At 53.5% G+C, this 16,573-nt stretch carries 13 protein-coding genes; 10 read left to right on the top strand and 3 right to left on the bottom strand.

Annotation, left to right across the window (positions count from 1 at the left end):
* The first annotated feature begins 91 nt into the window (after positions 1–91).
* The 5 genes from cheB (at position 92) to KJ970_14405 (ending at position 5,832) form a co-directional block, all read left to right on the top strand.
* Entirely contained in the window at positions 92–1,207 is a 1,116-nt protein-coding gene (gene cheB, locus KJ970_14425; protein MBU2692113.1) for a chemotaxis-specific protein-glutamate methyltransferase CheB, read from the top strand.
* A gap of 73 nt (positions 1,208–1,280) precedes the next feature.
* Positions 1,281–2,183, top strand: a complete 903-nt coding sequence (locus tag KJ970_14420) for a protein-glutamate O-methyltransferase CheR (GenBank protein ID MBU2692112.1) — start codon at positions 1,281–1,283, stop codon at positions 2,181–2,183.
* An 18-nt stretch (positions 2,184–2,201) separates the two neighbouring features.
* The gene (locus KJ970_14415) at positions 2,202–2,579 is read left to right on the top strand and encodes a response regulator (GenBank protein ID MBU2692111.1); all 378 of its coding nucleotides are present in this window, start codon (positions 2,202–2,204) and stop codon (positions 2,577–2,579) included.
* A complete protein-coding gene (locus KJ970_14410) occupies positions 2,576–3,199 on the top strand; it encodes a hypothetical protein (protein MBU2692110.1) in 624 nt (207 codons plus the stop codon). The genes KJ970_14415 and KJ970_14410 overlap by 4 nt, the downstream gene beginning before the upstream one ends.
* A 35-nt stretch (positions 3,200–3,234) precedes the next feature.
* Entirely contained in the window at positions 3,235–5,832 is a 2,598-nt protein-coding gene (locus KJ970_14405; GenBank protein ID MBU2692109.1) for a methyl-accepting chemotaxis protein, read from the top strand.
* 19 nt (positions 5,833–5,851) lie between these two features.
* Here KJ970_14405 and KJ970_14400 read toward each other — a convergent pair whose 3' ends face one another.
* A complete protein-coding gene (locus KJ970_14400) occupies positions 5,852–7,069 on the bottom strand; it encodes a hypothetical protein (GenBank protein ID MBU2692108.1) in 1,218 nt (405 codons plus the stop codon).
* Between the two features lie 94 nt (positions 7,070–7,163).
* Here KJ970_14400 and KJ970_14395 point away from each other — a divergent pair, with 94 nt between their 5' ends.
* From KJ970_14395 to KJ970_14385, 3 genes are all read left to right on the top strand, one after another.
* Complete coding sequence (locus KJ970_14395) at positions 7,164–8,906, top strand: methyltransferase domain-containing protein (protein ID MBU2692107.1); 1,743 nt, start codon at positions 7,164–7,166, stop codon at positions 8,904–8,906.
* Positions 8,907–9,129: 223 nt separating this feature from the next.
* Positions 9,130–11,820 (top strand): GreA/GreB family elongation factor, encoded by a 2,691-nt coding sequence (locus tag KJ970_14390; protein ID MBU2692106.1) that lies wholly within the window; start codon positions 9,130–9,132, stop codon positions 11,818–11,820.
* Between the two features lie 46 nt (positions 11,821–11,866).
* Entirely contained in the window at positions 11,867–12,601 is a 735-nt protein-coding gene (locus KJ970_14385; GenBank protein ID MBU2692105.1) for an HAD hydrolase-like protein, read from the top strand.
* On the opposite strand, the gene KJ970_14380 is transcribed toward KJ970_14385, so the two are convergent.
* Entirely contained in the window at positions 12,602–12,745 is a 144-nt protein-coding gene (locus KJ970_14380; protein MBU2692104.1) for an Rdx family protein, read from the bottom strand. It abuts the gene before it with no gap.
* Between the two features lie 195 nt (positions 12,746–12,940).
* On the opposite strand from KJ970_14380, the gene pabB reads away from it, so the two are divergent.
* On the top strand, positions 12,941–14,512 hold the full coding sequence (pabB, locus tag KJ970_14375) for an aminodeoxychorismate synthase component I (protein MBU2692103.1): 1,572 nt from the start codon (positions 12,941–12,943) through the stop codon (positions 14,510–14,512).
* 10 nt (positions 14,513–14,522) lie between these two features.
* Positions 14,523–15,368: an aminotransferase class IV gene (locus KJ970_14370; GenBank protein MBU2692102.1), complete on the top strand. Its 846-nt coding sequence runs from the start codon at positions 14,523–14,525 to the stop codon at positions 15,366–15,368.
* Here the strand turns inward: KJ970_14370 and KJ970_14365 are convergent.
* Positions 15,365–16,528: a hypothetical protein gene (locus KJ970_14365; GenBank protein ID MBU2692101.1), complete on the bottom strand. Its 1,164-nt coding sequence runs from the start codon at positions 16,526–16,528 to the stop codon at positions 15,365–15,367. The two genes, KJ970_14370 and KJ970_14365, sit on opposite strands and share 4 nt — an antisense overlap.
* Between the last annotated feature and the right edge of the window lie 45 nt (positions 16,529–16,573).

Genomic DNA, 16,573 nt, shown 5'->3' with positions numbered 1-16,573 from the left:
CGGCGCTCATTATTGAACGGCCTTGCGACGTGAATCGGATTGATTCAGCAAATAGGCGCAATACTCAACATTTGAAAGGGAAAATCAATCCATGGCGTTGAATGTTCTCGTCGTTGATGACATGGCGACTTATCGCAAGATACTCCACGATATTGTTTCGCCGCTGGACGGCGTAGCCTCTGTCTCCACAGCGCGTTCTGGACCTCTTGCGTTAAAAAAACTCTCTGAGAATACTTACGATCTCATTCTTCTGGATGTTCAGATGCCGGAAATGGATGGAATCGAGACTTTGGAGCGAATCAGCAAGAGTCATCCCGAATGCAGCGTTGTTTTGGTGAGCGCAGCAACCGAGAAGGGCTCTGAAACGGCGATTCATGCGCTCAATTTGGGCGCCCTGGATATTATTGAAAAACCTCATGGCAAAAGTGTCGAGGAAAATATCGCCAAGTTGCAAACGGAATTGAATTCGGTTTTAAAAATGCTGGAAACTCGAATTCATACCCGTTCGATTATGGGGAAACTGAAAACAATCACCCAACCATCATCCCTTGAGGTGATGGGAAAACCAAAGATTGTTACCTTCCCACCAAAAAGAAGACATCCGTTTCTTATCAAGCATAGTTTTGGCCTCCTAGCGATCGGTTCATCCACCGGCGGCCCCGTGGCTCTGGCACATGTCATTCCCCACCTTCCGCCCGATTTGCCCGTTCCTGTCGTACTCGTACAACACATGCCGCCCGTCTTTACCGAGGCATTGGCAAAGGATTTAAACAAGAAATCGAAGATATATGTAAAAGAAGCCACTCAAGGAGACTTGTTGTCGCCGGGAACGGTCTATATCGCCCCTGGTGGACGCCATATGACCATTGGGCGGGGCCCCGAAGGCTTCGCCGTGGATTTGTCTGACGGCCCCCCCGTTAATAGCTGCAGACCGGCGATCGACGTGCTTTTTCAATCACTGACCAAATTCCAGGATACCAAAAGTGTCCTTGCTGTCATCATGACGGGCATGGGAGCGGATGGCTTGAACGGCGTCGAAACTCTTAAGGGTAATGGCTGCTACTGCCTGGCTCAATCTGCAAAGACCTGCGTCGTTTACGGTATGCCACAGGCCGTAGACAATGCCGGATTGACGGATGAATCCATTGATTTGGATGAACTCGGCCCCCGGATTGTAGAACTACTTATCGGAGGCCTAAAAAGATGAAGATCCTCCGGCTGTCCCTATCATCATTGCCCGGACCATCGGCATATATAGTGTAGCGTTTCGAGGATATTAAATGCCCATTAAGCTGAAACCGGATGAATTTATTCTGCTGAGGGATCTGATTGAAAAGATCAGCTGCATCCGCGTCGGCGATGGCAAGGCATACTTAATCGAAAGCCGCCTCTCCAAGGTTCTCGAGGAATACAAATGCGAATCATTCACCGAATTTCATAAAAAAGTCGTGACCAGCAAAGATGCCGATCTATTAACCAAAATCGTAGATGCTATGTCGACACAGGAAACATTGTGGTTCCGTGACGTCCACCCGTTCAAAATATTCGGCGAATACCTGCTTCCGCAATACGCCGCTGAAATCAAGGAAGGAAAGCGACAACGGGTCAAAATTTGGTCTGCGGCCTCCTCGACCGGCCAAGAAGCCTATTCCATCTCCATGACTATCTTGGAAAAAATGAAAGTATTTCCACATCTTCGATCCCAAATGTTTGAAATATTGGCGACCGATATTGCCCCATCCGCACTCAAGATCGCCTCCAACGGTCTTTATGACAGGATTGCGATGGGAAGAGGATTGCCTCCACCTCTGAGAGAGCGTTACTTCTCTGACGAGGGAAGATATACACGCATTATCGATCAAGTTAAATCTTTTGTGACATTCAAACAGCTCAATCTGCGGAGTGACTTCGGTGCTCTTGGGTTATTTGACATCATTTTGTGCAGAAATGTTGCCATCTATTTTGCGGATGATTTCAAACGTGATCTGTATGCAAGAATCAGGAGAGCTTTAGCACCTCATGGTCATCTTATCCTTGGCTCTTCTGAATCGATCAGCGCATACAGCAAGGAGTTTGACCTTATGGAGTTTGGTGGCGGAATCTATTACCGTGCAAAATCAGCTAACGGGATAAACACAAGTCACGCTGGTGGCGAACAAGAGGCCAAGCGAAAGATCGCTTGATTGGCGGGAGGATTTAAAATGGCCAAAATTCTTGTTGTTGACGATTCTTCTTTTCAACGCAAGAAAGTTGGAAGGTTGTTGGAGCGGATAGGATTTGAAATATGTGAAGCTGAAGACGGACTGGGGGCGTTGAGAGCCGTCGAGGAGACCAAGTTCGATCTTGTGATTACAGATCTGAATATGCCTAAAATGGACGGCTTGGAGTTCCTGGAGAGGCTCAGAGAAGGGGAACACGATCTCCCTGTTATCGTTCTCACTTCAGATGTTCAGGAGTCAACCCGCGAGTTATGTCTTGAATTCGGCGCGGCCGAATTCTTAAACAAACCGATCGTGGCTGATCGTCTCAGACTTGCCGTTGAATCCTTTCTCGGTCCGCAAGGGGAGGCTGCTGCGTGATCTTGAACGAAACTCAGAATGATATTATAACCGAGTTGATTACTATCGGTCTTGGCCATGCCGGCGGCCAACTCAACGAAATGTTCGGCTTCCACGTTCGGTTAAATATTCCGCTAATAGAGCAGATTCCCCCCAGCAAGCTCGCCCCGCGGCTGCCGGATCACCTGGGTGATTGGATAACATCTGTTCACATGGATTTCTCAGGTGGGATCGATGGATCCGCGTATTTCATCGCCAATCCGGATTCCTCAAAAAAGCTAATCGCCGCTCTCTATGGAGAAGATAACCCAGCGCCGGAAGACGGAACCGACGGCTCGATATTCGATCCTGAGGGGGCCTTTGCGGAAGTCGGCAATATTCTTATCAACAGTATCCTCGGCTCCGTTGCCAACGGCCTCCAACGGCGATTCATCTTCACCATTCCCAAAACAGAATTCTGCAATATCCACACCGTGATTCAGGAGATCGGCGCGGAATCGATGGACAATCCGATTCTGGTGGCCAGAACCGGCTTTACTATCGAGGAGTTGCTCCTGTCGGATTCAGTGTGTCTGCTTTTCAAAATCGGGTCGATGATCAAATTTATAGAGGCTTTGGATAATGTTCAGATGGACCTATAACTCGGAACAACATTCTCTGCTCGGGGGAGGAAGCGATGTTTACCAAACACATTCATAATATGAAACTCAGTCACAGAATGATGGCCGTATTTCTATTTATTGGGATCACGCCCTTGGCCGTATCAGGATATTTCAGTCTTTCCCGGTTCAACGGAGCCATCAGCGAACAAGCCAAAGCACAACTCACCACTGTACGAGATCAAAAGATCGCAAGGCTCAACGCCTATTTCACAGAAGCCGAAAACAGCATGAAAATTCTGGGTGACGCCATTTTAGTCATCCAAAATGATGCGTCCGAGGATATATCAGCACTCCTTGAGTACAAGGCCAAAATGTCAGAAACATGGTTCGATGCAAGAAAAGCAGATTTAATCAACTATTCTCATGCTCCGCATTTTATGCATGCGTTGAGCGAGCCTCCGAATTCTGAGAGCACCTCCGCGACCGAAGCGCGGGAACAAATCAGGCAGGAATTTATTACCGCCAAGCGTTATCAAGATTGCTACTATAACTTCAAGCTTCTAGACCTGGAAGGCAATTCAAGGGTCTGCCTTCAAGGAACCAACGAGAGCGAAGCCGGCAAAAGTTGGTTCCAAAAATTCATAAAAGCCACCCAGACAGATTCCAATCAAAATTCATTTTGCAGCTCTATTGAGCCGGATCCGTCAACAGGAGCCCCTATATGCCATGTCGCGGGAGTGATCAGAAACCCCGAAACGAAGAACGCTCTTGGTATAGTTGTCGCATATTGTAATGCTGAAAACATTACAGACCTTAATGAGAACAACGGCGGCGCGGTGAAAATGAGTCAAGGTGATTCCCAAGGAATACAAGCCGCCGGAACGAATCTTATTGACGCCGATGGAGTGATCTCAGAGAAAGCTGCTCTTTTCTTTAAATCCTTCCAAAAGCATTATGAAGTCTATGATGTGCTTCTCATTAATCCCGACGGTTTGGTAGTTTATACAGGGGAGCATAGAGCCGATTCACAAACGAATCTCATCGATGGTCCCTACGCCGCCACCGGTCTAGGTCGCGCTTTCAGGAAGGCGGTTGAAACCCACGAACTCTACACAACTGATTTTGAATCCTATCCCCCGAACGACAATCGACCGGCGTCTTTTATGGCTCAACCGGTCATGGAGGGGGGGAAAGTCCGATTCGTAGCCGCCATCCAACTCAATCTTGAAAAAATCAATGCCCTTGTCTCCGAACGCTCCGGACTTGGCTCAACCGGTGAAACCTATCTGGTCGGCCGCGACTATCTCATGAGATCAGATTCCTACAATGATCCCCAAAACAGAACGGTCTTCGCATCATTCTCAAATCCCCAAAAGGGCAGGATTGAAACGGATATTGTGAAACAAGCTATCGCCGGTAATTCAGGAATAAAAGCCTCCAAAAATTACAAAAACAAAAATGTATTGAGTTCCTATGCACCTTTCGGACTTGGGGAATTCCAATGGGCGATGATTTCTGAAATAGAAGCGAATGAAGCCCTTGCTTCCGTCAAAGGCATGCAAATGACAATGACGATTATCGCAGTGTTAGGGATACTCGGCACCATCTTCTTGTCACTCAGCTTTACAAAGCAAATTACCGGACAGCTAAAGAAGGGCGTCGATTTTGCCAGGAAAATCGCTCAAGGAGATCTGACGTTGCATCTTGAAGTCGACCGGGAAGATGAACTCGGCGAACTGATCGGCGCCTTGAATACAATGTCGGTGGAAATCAACAAAACAATCACAAAACTCGATACAAATGCCTCTGAGTCCGGAGAATTCGCCCAGGATCTCATGATGACTTCAAACGATTTGGCTTCCGGCGCGGAACAGATGGCATCCCAATCCTCAAACATTGTATCAGCTACGGAAGGCCTGAGCTCCCGGATCGGAACAGTGGCTGCTGCATCCGAGCAAATGTCCTCATCGGTCAATACTGTGGCCACCGCTATTGAGGAGATGAGCGCCTCGTTGAACGAAGTGGCAAAGATCTGTACAAGGGCAACACAGATCGCCTCCAATGCCGATAGCCAGGCGAACCAGGCCGCGGAGACGATGAACCGGTTGAACACTTCTGCCACCGAGATTAATACCGTTCTTGATACGATCAGCGATATCGCCGATCAAACGAATCTCTTGGCTCTCAACGCCACCATTGAGGCGGCCTCCGCCGGTGAAGCCGGGAAGGGCTTCGCCGTCGTCGCCAATGAAGTCAAGGAGCTGGCAAAACAGACGGCTCAGGCCACGGAGGAAATAGCCCGCCAGATCAAGGGGATGCAAGGGAATACCTCCGGCGCAGTAAAAGCCATTAATGAGATCACAAAGGTTATCGCGGAAACCAACTTAATCGTTCAAAACATCGCCGGAGCGGTTGAGGAACAATCATCAACGACGAATGAAATCGCTCAAAGCGTTTCCGGCGCATCTCAAGCGGCGCAGGAAATCGCAAAGAACATGGAAGAAGCCGCCAGTGGCGCACACGATATCAATTCGAACATCCACGGCATGGATGATGTGTCAAAAGCCGCGGCGGCTGGTGCGGCGAAGGTCGACACCAATTCGACGCGTATGGCCGAGCTGAGCATGGAGCTTCTCGACCTTGTCAGGAAATTCAAGCTGACAAACGATTAATTCTCAGAGGCAAGTCGATTCAAACCGATAAAGTTCCGTAGATTTCACTCGGGAATAGATATGGGAGCAATCCCTGCAGAAACTGCCGGTGCTTGAAATGTTGATGGCTTGCATAATGCTCAGTATGTATCGTCCTCAAATAGGATTCCAAAGTATAAATTTGGATCTCGACCGTGAAAAGACTCGGCGGCCCGGTTAATTCCGGACCGCTGGGATAGAGCAGATCCACCTCTGACTTGAAGACCTTGTATCCGGCCGCCGAATAGCGGCCAAGCCGGCCCTTGTCTTCCATCCGAATCAAGGTATCGGTCACATGGCGGAATCGCAGGGGTCCCCCGAATATATCCATCAAGATCGTCTTTAATCGCTCAACCTCAACTAAATCCGCCACAATGAACATGGCGCCGAGGATGTCACCGATTCGCCTGGGGTTGCTTTCTTTCTTCCGGATCATTTTGCTGACGATTGAGCCGCTCCGGCGTTCCTTGAGCCGCCCCCAAATCTCCACCGGCTGAAGATTGTAATGTTCTTGGCCTCTCATATATTGGTAAGGAATGATCTCACGCTTAAAGCGGCAGCTATAGAAATAGACATTCAGTGGGAATGTATGACCGTCAATTGGAAGGGCCAACTCCAATTTGTGAAAACTCCAGCACTCCTTGTCGGGTCCGGCGCTCCCAACCGTATAGTCCATGGATACCCCGTCCGAACGGATATTGAAGCAGATCTCGACATCGGCCTCATCCACCGTATTCCGGAAAAGATACTCATCCATGAGCGATTCAAAATGACGTTTATGTATAAGTCCACGCTGAATTTCCCAAGTATGATCCACATCAAAAAAGAGTTTTGACAGATAGATTTTCCTCTGGGCTTCGAATTGCAATTTGGGGTCGGTCGAGTCGAAAACATACCTCATCAAATTTCTAAGATCGTCGCATTCATCAATTTCCTTTGCCGGCGCCAACGGCCCATGCGTTTTTTCTGGAAACAACCCAAGCAGGCCATCGAGATAAGGTCCGACCTCAGCAAGAAAACTCGAAACATGCCGAAGATTTTCCCGCAGGGGATACACTTGGCGATGGGGATGTAATAATTTATTCAAAAATGCATTGTAGGCCTCATCATTGTTTCGGATGATAAGGTATTGCCGATAGAGGGCGCGGAGCATTCTCGGTTCCCGGCTGGAGAATTGTGGATCCAGATAGGGGTGTGCGGCATAATCAATGGGTTCCATCCGTCGTCTCTCTCTTTGTACATTAACCAAGCAGTCTCGCGCCTCCAACAGGAATCCATCCAGCCGGATCCTAGCATAAAATCGGAGCAGACGGATGAGTGATCCTTCAATTGAGCCTACGGGTCGATCTCTCCTCAACTCTCCTTGGCCGCCCCGCGATCCCTTTCTTCCGGGGCCGATCCAATGGTCCCAATTGGTTGCCTTGAGATCGATCATCCTTGAACCACAACCGTTCTGCTGCGATCCCCTCTCAGGCGATCCCTACAGCGGCGATATCTGGCGACGCCATGGTTTCATACTTCTAGATCTTAGGGATCACGCGGCGTATGAAAAAGGACATGTGCCGGGATCCTGTCATATTCCGGCCGGGGAGCTTCCGATCCGCCGCCATGAGATCCCCCCCAAGTGGCGCCCTCTTCTTCTTACCACTGATACACCGGATGAAGGATCCTTCGCCGTCTCGTTTTTTAAAGGGACGCAGCACAGATTCATCCGGTGGATCAGTGAACCAACCTCGGCCTGGCCGCAGGAGATGGAGGCCGGTCCATCCCGTGTGCCCTCCTGGGAAATCCGACCTTGTTTGCACCATCCCTCTTTGCACCATCCCTCTCGCGCCGGCAACACCTCAACTGCAGCCGCGCTTGACCTCGCCTGTGGTTCGGGACGGAACGCCGTCTGGCTGGCTCTTTTGGGATGGAAGGTTTTGGCGGTGGATATCCTTCCCGAGGCATTGGAGATGACCCGAAATCTCGCGGCGAGGTGGGGTGCCGGGGTCACAACGCAGGCGATGAATCTTGCCAAGGAAGACCCCCTGGCGCCGGATCGGTTCGATCTTATCGTCGTCACCCGTTTTCTGGAACGCGCCCTCTTCCCCAGAATGACGGCCTCATTGAAACAGGGCGGACTTCTCATTTACGACACCTTCACTGAGGCCCAGGCGGGCAAAGGGCGCCCTCACAATCCCCGCCATTGGTTGAGACGAAATGAGTTGCGAGCCGCCTTTCCCGGTCTATCCCTTCTCGATTATGCTGAGGGGGCCGACACGGCAGGGGATGAGATCGCTGTTCTCATCGCCCGGAAACCCATACCCGATCCAGACCATGGATCCATTAGAAGGGCTCACAGGGAGGGTGCGAAGATGTCCCAGGAGACCAACAGCCATGGCCCGACCCATCCGTCGGTACCGATTCACCTCATTCCCGAAGCCGTTGGGCGGATTGTCCTTGGCGCCTTTTCGATGACCGGCGTGAATCCCCTGGCGCCGCAGGATCCGATCCATGAGGAGATTGAAAGGCAGGGACGGGATCTTCGGGCGGTCTATTCCAATCCCTCAGAAGCCGGTGTTCTGTTGCGCCCGGCCCGGGAGCTCTATCGGGCCATCGGCCTGGATCCCACCAAACGGCGGCCTTCATCGGAGGCCCTCTTTAGGCGTCTTATCTCGGGCAAAGGCCTCTACAGGGTGAACGCCGTTGTGGATACGATAAACCTATGTTCCCTCCGGATGATGCTCTCGATCGGTCTTTATGATCTGAAAGCGATTCAGGGACCGGTGCAGCTGCGCATCGGCAAAACCGGCGAATCATACGACGGCATCGGAAAAGGAACGATAACCGTCGAGGGGCGTTGGACTTTGGCCGACGCGGTGGGAGCTTTCGGGAATCCCAGTTCCGATTCGTGGCGGACACGCATCACAGAAGAGACGCGGGATCTTCTCTTTGTCGCCTTTGCCCCTTCAGGATATGACCCTGAAGCCCTCAAGATCCGGCTCGAGGAGTCGGCGGAGACCCTCAAGACCTTCTGCGGCGGCATACCGGGCTCTTTTGACATCACCCGCTGAAGCGACTCACCCGAATTCGATCGCCCCGGCAGGTCAGGTGTGGGTTCCCTGCCGGTATCAAAGTGCTATACTGTGTTGAATTCCGATTCGGATTTTCCAGATTATCGAAGTTGTCCGAAACGGGGGCCGGTGGATTTCTTTCATCGCGCCATGGGTTTGGTTTTGCCTCCCGCGGCGAGTTTTCACCTCGGGCTGCTATCGATTATTTGATGAGGAGGACCCCTTGGAACAAACAGGGACCTGGAAAGAGTGGATACCCCTTCTGCTGGACCCCGAGAATGATGAAGCACTCTATCTTCATTCGGGCGTCCGTGATTCGATCACCGAGATCCTGAATGAAGCGCAGGAAGAGTTGAGTCTCAACGAGGTCATCGAAACGACTCAATCGCATCTTCCAACATCGGGAATCCACCCTGCGGCGCACTCCCTTATGGGATTAGGTAACCTTCGGCTCGAGAATATCCCGGAAGCAACGGCTCAACTGACTTCGGTCTGCAACCGCCTCGAGAAGGAGCGCCGCTGGGATGCTCTGGGGTGGGTGGCGGAACAATTCTTCAACGGCACCGAATCGTTGAAAGCCGCTCGATTTTTAACAAAAGTCGCTGAGGAAGCGGGTCTGACGGCTCTTCCCGGGGATGTTCTCAATAATATCTATAACGCCTACCCCGATGAATACCGGCTGGCCTATTTAAAAGCCCAACAGGCCCGGGAAGCCAAGGATACAGAGAACTACCGCCGCTATTTGTTTCAGAGCCTCCAGGGATTCCTTCAAACATTCCGTGCTGACAGAATCGAAGAAATCTATCTGGAACTCGTCGGATCAGTGGACGATGAAACACACCAGCGCCTTTTCCGCGGAGCGATCCGCCTGGCGAAAAAAAAATGGGATATCGCCGAGCCGCTGCTCGATCTTCTTCTGCCCCACTTCAAGACGAGCGAATTGGCGAAGATGGGATGGGATACTTTCCTCGAGATGCTGGTTAAAATCCCCACGGCCACCCCTACCTTGCGCCGTTTTCTGCGGACCATCGCTCCCATGGCATTCCCTGAGGTTGACGATGTCGATTCCGTGCTGATGCAAAGCGGCCTGTTTGATGAGAGAACGAAACCGGAAACAGCGGTTCAAAATCTCAAGGCGCTTCTCGATCTCGCTCCCGGGTATTACGTTCTACATGCCGGATGGGGTGTCGGGAAGATCACGAACAATGACGGTGAATATCTGGTGATCGACTTCCTTCCCAACAAGCCGAATCACCGGATGGGCCTGCAACTCGCCCTCCGGGCCCTTGAAGTCCTGCCGCATGACGACTTGAGGGTCCTGGCGATGGCGCGCCCGGAAGAATTAGCGCGGCTTGTCCGGGAAGAGCCCGAGCAAATGATCTATCTGGCCTTGAGAGAGGCCGGTGGGCAGGCCACCACCACAGCCCTGCGCAAGCGCCTGAATGACACGGTCGCAAACGTGAAAAGTTGGGCGACCTGGTGGAAAGAGACAAAGCCGAGGCTTGAAAATCATCCGCGCATAGATCTTTCACTTTCATTCCGGAACACTTTTAGAATTATTGAAGGTCTTGGCGGCGAAGAGGAAGTTCCGCTTCCGTCGCTCGATCGCAAGCGCGGGATCCGCACCAATCTCAATCTTATCCGCCGTTTTCTCGAACAGCACCCCAGCTCGAAAACATCGTCCAGCCATATCCACGGTCCTATCTTAAAACAATGGATCATGGATGAGCGGACGCACTCCGACGAACGCGTCGCCCTTTATCTTTTCCTTGAAAGTGAATTGGAGATCCAGGAACAGGGGAAAGGCGATGTCATCCGAACCGCGCTGGCGGATGGACTTGAGCCATCCGATGTCGGGGAACAATCCCACCAGTTTGCGATTCTCGACGCCGGATTTTCTCATGGGGATTCAAAAACAGATGCCATCCTCTTCGGGCTCGCCAGCCGTCACAGCGCCGTACGGGAAAAGGCCGCCGCCGCCCTCCGCGAGAACGCGGAGGAAGGTAAAAACCTCCTCATCGATCTTCTGCGCAATCCCGGCCGGCGACCCGTTGCGGCTCTCGCTCTGATTCAACATTCCGTGAACGCGCCGGATAATGATCCTTTCTGGCCCGACCCTTGGGAGGCCGCCTTTGGCGCAGCTCTGCTGGCCGATGTCACAACACGCGACATGCTGCGGCGCCAAGCTGTGGCGATTCTTGATCCCAAAGGGACTCTGGCCCAAAAGGCCGGAAGAACAGAGCCCTCGGAAAATATTGCCTCCCGCTGGTCACATTTCCTCAAGCAGTGGCGCTCTTCCGAAAGAGCTCTCTTTCACGTTTATGCCTTTCTCTCCAAAGCCGGATTGGGCAGAGTGGTCGATGAGGTCAAGGGTGTCCGCGACGCCGCCACCAACCGGGCCCTTCAAGGAGAAGGTGAGAAGATCGAGATTCTTGGTATCCCGATGACCCAGGGGACATATGAAATGCTGATCGCAGAGCGCGATCGGACGGCTCTCGCCCTTCGAACAACGATACCTGAGGCGATAAAAACGGCGAGAGAGATGGGCGATCTGCGCGAGAACGCCGAATACGACGCGGCAAAACTTAAACAATCACAAGAGACGGACCGATTGGGATCCCTGAACCGGCGGATTCAACAGGCGGAGATCATTGAGGATATGACCCTGCCCGAGGATAAAGCCGGTCCCGGCACCGAGATTGTCTTGGAAGATACGCAGTCGGGGGAATGCCATACCCATTGGATCCTTGGTGAGGGTGATGCCCATCTGGGAGATGACGTGATCTCCGTCATGGCGCCCCTCGGCCAGGCCGTCTTGGGCAAGAGCGCCGGCGTCACCATCGAACTTGATGATCAGGATGGAGAGGGACGGCAGAGCTATCGATTGCTCGAGATCCGACGGCGCCTGCCATAGATACGTTGCCCACAGCGCCGATCGATTCCAGATTGGAGAAGCCGGTGTGAATCGACCCGTTGATCCGTCCATCCGTCCGCCCATCCGCGGCATCATTTTTGATCTCGACGGCACCCTGGTCGATTCCCGCCGGGATATCGTCTCCGGCGTCAATAGAATGCGGATGGAACGCGGCCTGCCGGCTCTTCCCGAGAACTGGGTTGCGTCGCATATCGGTTGGGGAGCCCGGAATCTTGTCGCCCGCTGTCTTCTTCCGAGGGGATCCTCAACCCCCAGTCCTTTACCCGACCCGCACAAACCGACCGATCTCGAGATCGATACCGCTCTATCCGATTTTCGCCGGCACTATGATGACTGCCTGCTGGAAACGACCGTCCCCTTCCCCGGGATTCGGGAACTGCTGGCCGAAGGGATGCACCGCGAAGTCGTCATGACCGTCGTCTCAAATAAGCCCGAGCGCTTCTGCCGGAAAATTCTGGCCGGATTGGGATTGTCCGACCCTTTCGCATGGATCGCGGGCAGCGACACCTTCGCCGAGAAAAAGCCGTCACCCTTGCCGCTGCTGGAAATGTTTAAGAGGATGAATGTGGCGCCCGCCGAGGGGGTGATGACAGGAGACGGCTCCACCGATTTTGACGCGGCGCGGTCGGCGGGATGCCCGATCTTCATGGTGACCTGGGGACTCTCTTCCCTGGAAAACATCCGGAAACTGAACCCGGATCGGATTGCGGCGGGAGCGGATCAACTCGCGGCGTTCCTCTGGGGACCGGGATCGATCTAATCACGACCCCTTGAGATCGTCAAGAAGATCCAGAATCTCTTGATCCTCCGGGAACCGTCCCTTCTGCAGCTTTGAGAAGATCAGTTTATTATCCACGGCGACTTCAAAGGCACCGCCGCCGCTCTCAATCAATTTCGCTTTCACATTGTGTTTTTCTTTTAGGACCGCCGCCAGACCGGCGGCTTTGGGACCGTAGTCTCAAACAACGCAGTATTCGATGGTAATCTTCATTTCAGGCACTCCTCATATTCCTGACCGCTTTTCTCCCGATCCACCGTAGAGACTAGCATAAGGGGTGGCGGTGGACAAAGACCCGAGGCGGATTTAGACTCTGTTCCTATGACCGTCCAAACGAACAAATGGAGCCGCACAGCTCGGGAATGCCGCGTCACGGCCTTCCCGTGTAACCCGGCGCCGGAGCCGGGGGCTCTGTTCCGAACCTTATCGCACGATGATCATCCGGCTTGGCTTGATTCCGCCGACGAAGGACATGAACTATCCAAATTCTCATATGTCGCATGGGACCCCTGGGGCGTCCTGACATATGAAAACGGATCGGCGGAATGGAGGCGAATGGCGGGGGGCCGGAGCATAAAGCATTCGAACATAAAGAATCCGATGGGAGCTTCGACCAATCTGGGACACGATCCCTTTGAAGCCCTCAGGACCCTACTCAACTGTTATCGATACCCTGACGCTGATGCGGAAACCTCGATCCCTTTCAAGGGCGGCGCGGTCGGCTTTTTCTCTTATGAGCTGGGGAGCTGTATCGAGACGCTCCCTCCGCCCCGCCCGCCGGACCTGGGATTTCCTGGAATGCTGTTCCGATTCTTTAACATTATTTATGCCTTCGATCATAATACCCGACAGGGCCATCTTCTGGTGGGAGAATTGCCGGATGACCCGGATCGGCGCGGGCCGGATTATGTTAAAGCGGTGCGGGAGGCCTACAATCTTCGTCTCAGTGGTATTTCAGACGACGCCGGCAGGCAATCCTTCCTGCCCCCCGCCGATAACCGGGCGGGCATGCCCGGAATTTCGGTCCCGCCACGATGCGATACGACACATGAGGAATATCTGGCCATGGTTCGGAAGGGCCGGGAATACATCGCCGCCGGCGATATTTTCCAGGTCAACCTGAGCCAAAGGTTTTCCTGGCCCGTATCAGAAAGCCCGCAGGATCTCTATCGCCGCCTTCGGGATCATCACCCGGCCCCCTACGCCGCCTATGTACAAGTCGACCCCGCGCATGCCGTTCTCTCCGTTTCTCCTGAGCTGTATTTAAGCATCCGGGGCAAAGATATAGAGACCCGTCCCATTAAGGGCACGGGACCGCGCTATCAGGATCCGGCCGAAGACGACCGCGCCCGCCGAAAATTGTTACAGAGTGAAAAGGACCGGGCCGAGCTGGTGATGATCGTTGATCTGATGCGGAACGATTTGGGCCGTGTCTGCGAATTCGGCACGGTCACCGTCCCCCGGTTGTACGATTTGGAGAGTTTTGCGACGGTTCACCATCTCGTGGCCCGGGTTTTGGGCGTGATGCGGGACGGCCTGGACCTCGTCGATGGGCTCCGCGCCTCCTTCCCCGGAGGATCCGTCACCGGCGCCCCCAAAATCCGCGCGATGGAGATCATCGCTGAGCTGGAGAAGACGGCGCGGTCGGTCTACACGGGGAGTGTGGGGTGGATCGGTCTCGACGGTTCAGCCGAACTTAACATTGCCATCCGGACCGTTCTCACCAGCGATCATCGGGCTGTCTACCGGGTTGGTGGAGCCGTCGTCGCCGATTCGGATCCGCAGGCCGAATACGAGGAGACTTTGCACAAAGGCCGCGCGCTCTACGAGATTCTCTCCCGTTCGACGGGCCTGGGATATGGCCACACGGCATCGGAAGGAACGCACCAGTGAAAGGCGCCCTATGAGATTAGGCCGAAAAAATCCTGTTTATGCTTCTCTAAACGGCAGGCTCCTTCTTCGGGAGAAGGCGGCCATCCCCGTCACGGACGCCGGATATCTACTCGGGCTCGGCGTTTTTGAGACGGTGAGGGTGGAGGACGGCGTCCCCCTCTTCTTGGAAGATCATCTGAAACGACTGGCTATCGGTCTTCACACGATCAAGATTGAGAAACCGGCATGGGATCCGGCCGGGGAGATTGATCGGGTCATTGAAAAAAACAGGATCGCAACCGCCGTCATCCGCATTACTGTTTCCGGGGGGCCGCCCGGAGGCCCATCCACACTCGTTATTGTGCCGCGCCCGATCCCGGAATTGAAGCTCCCCATTCATATTGGGATTTCCCCCTACCCCAAGGATCCGAAGGATGCCTTTGCCGGCCTGAAAACGACCTCACGTCTTCTCTATGGGCTGACCCATCGCTGGGCCGAATCGCATGGATGTTTTGACGCCCTGATCCCCAATCACCAGGGTGATCTTGCGGAGGGGTCGATCTCAAACCTCTTCTGCGTCATGAAGGGTTTGATCCTCACACCGCCCCTGTCCAGAGGGATTCTGGCCGGTGTCACCCGCGGACACCTCCTCTCCATCTGCAAACGCAGGAAGTTCCCCTTCAAGGAAAGCCCTCTCACCCTGAGAGATCTGGAGCGGGCCGATGAGATCTTCTTATCAAATACCAGCCGGGGCGTCCTGCCCGTTGACAGGATTCGCGGTCTTCGCCGGACGCTGCCGGGCCTGAAGGGACCGGTGGCCGTCAAGTTGCAGGAGCTGTACATCCGGCGCGTTGAATTGTACAAGAAACGGCATTAGTTATCGCTGATCGGCCTGATCCATGTTTCATACCAGAGATCGAAAGCAATTTTGGGAAATGTATTCTCATCATTCAGGCCCATAGAAACAAAATGATCCCTTGTTCCGTCATTCTCAATCGTTGCTGAGAAATCAAAAGGGTAGAACCAGGTAACCAATTGCACCGGAAGCAATTCCGCCGCCATAAGCAGCGTCTCGAGATACATTTCCTGCTCCCTCTCGCTCGTCGGCAGCCATTGTCCTTGTACAAAAATCATCTCGCTGGGATAGCCGGTCTCCGCGATGAGTACCGGCGCATCGATGGAGTTGAGCGCCTCTGAGACCGCATCATAAAAATATGATGTTTCTATCTCATCCGATCGCAAACCGAGAAGGCTGGGATAGGTCGAAAGCGCCAGGAAATCTTGCGGCGCCGTGAAATCATCCAACAGCCGCCACTGCGGCTCGGCGCCCAACGGCAGGCTGCCTTGAAGATATTCCATCTGGAAGGTCACAAAGACCGGGATATCTCCCAGCCTCTGTTTAATCGTTGCATAGATCCGGTCATAGAGGCTGGTGAGAAAGGGCCAATCCTCGGGATGGGCCTCTTCATAAATGTTCGCGTCAATGACGATGGCGAAGAGATCGGGCCGGTAAAGCTCCGCCAATAGAAGACACCACTCCGTATAAGCGACAATCACCGACGGATCGGCGAAGTTTTTATCCTCCCAACCGGACGGAAGAGAGCCGGTATTCCACTCCGGCGCGAGTCCATCCCGCGAATTATTCATCGGTGTCGTCGCGAGGAAAATCCCCAATCCCGCCCGGCGGGATTCGTAAACCCGCTCTTCGATCTCGAGCCTCAATCCCTCGGGGATATTCCCGCTCCCCTCCGGGGAGAGCTCCAGCCAAGGCACGCCCTCATCATGTTGATGCACCACCATATCGGCGTGTCCGGCGGCATAGTCGATCGACTGCAATACCGCATCCCAGGCCGGATAGGCCGGGAATGAGGATAGGGCCATGAGGAAGGGGCGGGACGGGCCGTAGGGGTCAGGCCGCGCCGGACCCTCATTGCAGGCCGGCAACAGAAGGCATAAGAAGAAGATACCGGTCAGTCTCCACCGTCTGGGGTTCAGGATCCCAGCGAGCCGAGACGATCTTTCTCTTAGACGGGGCATCGTTCGCGCCTCGCATGACCGCTCTTGGACGCCCCTTGAAGTGCC

The organism is Candidatus Eisenbacteria bacterium, from assembly GCA_018831195.1.
In the GTDB taxonomy this organism is placed as follows: domain Bacteria; phylum Eisenbacteria; class RBG-16-71-46; order CAIMUX01; family JAHJDP01; genus JAHJDP01.
The sequence above is the reverse complement of the archived record's forward strand: the minus strand, read 5'-3'. Positions and strand labels throughout refer to the sequence as shown.

What these genes read in the sequence shown, in the direction of transcription:
- cheB (MBU2692113.1), top strand. Translation starts at nt 92, where the DNA reads ATGGCGTTGAATGTTCTCGTCGTTGATGACATGGCGACTTATCGCAAG.
- KJ970_14420 (MBU2692112.1), top strand. Translation starts at nt 1,281, where the DNA reads ATGCCCATTAAGCTGAAACCGGATGAATTTATTCTGCTGAGGGATCTG.
- KJ970_14415 (MBU2692111.1), top strand. Translation starts at nt 2,202, where the DNA reads ATGGCCAAAATTCTTGTTGTTGACGATTCTTCTTTTCAACGCAAGAAA.
- KJ970_14405 (MBU2692109.1), top strand. Translation starts at nt 3,235, where the DNA reads ATGTTTACCAAACACATTCATAATATGAAACTCAGTCACAGAATGATG.
- KJ970_14400 (MBU2692108.1), bottom strand. Translation starts at nt 7,069, where the DNA reads ATGGAACCCATTGATTATGCCGCACACCCCTATCTGGATCCACAATTC.
- KJ970_14395 (MBU2692107.1), top strand. Translation starts at nt 7,164, where the DNA reads ATGAGTGATCCTTCAATTGAGCCTACGGGTCGATCTCTCCTCAACTCT.
- pabB (MBU2692103.1), top strand. Translation starts at nt 12,941, where the DNA reads ATGACCGTCCAAACGAACAAATGGAGCCGCACAGCTCGGGAATGCCGC.
- KJ970_14370 (MBU2692102.1), top strand. Translation starts at nt 14,523, where the DNA reads ATGAGATTAGGCCGAAAAAATCCTGTTTATGCTTCTCTAAACGGCAGG.
- KJ970_14365 (MBU2692101.1), bottom strand. Translation starts at nt 16,528, where the DNA reads ATGCCCCGTCTAAGAGAAAGATCGTCTCGGCTCGCTGGGATCCTGAAC.